Genomic DNA, 444 nt, shown 5'->3' on the forward strand with positions numbered 1-444 from the left:
CAACTCTATTGAGCGTGTCGGAGTCTTGCGAGCGACTTCAGGGTCTTCATAATAGATGATATTGGACTTTCCCATAACCTCATTCGGGTCATCAAAAACCACAGGCTTAATTTTAGGCTTAGACTTTTCTTCTACGGGTGACTTCAATGTTTCATCTTGTGAAGTGTCTTCAAATCTCTTGGCAAGTTCCTCTACTATTGCTTGAGCTTCCAAATCAGAATAAGATGAAGGTTGAAATGCTTGCTCTTCAGACTGTACCTTCTGCAACATAGGTCTTTGCATTCTGGCTTTTCGCCTGTCCTTCCTCGCTTTCTCTTCCATCCGTTTCTTTCGATACTTCCACAATCTGATACGGGCAATACGAGCCCAATTGTGTAACATATTCCAGAAGTCATACATTCGCTGACTGAAAATCATATTCCATACTTTGTATAATATATATGT

Annotated in this window: 1 protein-coding gene; it reads right to left on the reverse strand. The window is 40.5% G+C overall.

The genetic code is table 11. The annotated features are described in order from the left end of the window. Positions 1 to 321 (reverse strand): hypothetical protein (locus AB5213_RS17195; protein WP_368277042.1); only part of this gene is annotated, 321 nt, incomplete at its 3' end. Positions 322 to 444: the final 123 nt, after the last annotated feature.

Origin of the sequence: Coprococcus sp. RTP21204st1_G4_RTP21204_210225 (assembly GCF_040915385.1) — a bacterium.
Taxonomy (GTDB): domain Bacteria; phylum Bacillota; class Clostridia; order Lachnospirales; family Lachnospiraceae; genus Allocoprococcus; species Allocoprococcus comes.